Genomic DNA, 416 nt, shown 5'->3' on the forward strand with positions numbered 1-416 from the left:
GTACAGCGTGCGGTCCTGGGGCAGGTTGGACTGGTGCGCGTAGTGCGGACGCGGGTCGCCCGAGATGGCGTGCCCGAGTGCGGTGCGCGCCTCCTGCGGGACGATGTAAGACAGATAGCCGGTGGCGGTGTCCAGCGGCCCGGGCAGGCAGGTGGACGTCGGGTTGTTCTCGCAGATGCCGCTGCTGCCGTCGGCCGCCGAGGCGTAGATCCAGTTGTACTCGTCGGCCATCTCGGCCTTCGTACCCGTGTTGTAGTACACGTTCATCGGGTAGCGCGGCACGGTCAGTGTGCTGCTGCCCGCCGAACGCTGCTGCGGCTCACGGGAGTTGTCGGAGGCGGTCCACTGGATGCCGTTGTCGGCGAGGGCGCCCGCGAGGTTCGGGTTGTCGGCGGGCTGCTGCGTCAGTGTCTTCA

The 416-nt window shown here is 68.3% G+C and carries 1 pseudogene; it reads right to left on the reverse strand.

Going from position 1 to position 416, the window contains the following annotated elements:
- Positions 1-416, reverse strand: a pseudogene (locus tag G3I78_RS49315) (hypothetical protein); the annotation flags it as partial.

The organism is Streptomyces sp. SID13726 (assembly GCF_010548375.1).
Lineage (GTDB): Bacteria > Actinomycetota > Actinomycetes > Streptomycetales > Streptomycetaceae > Streptomyces.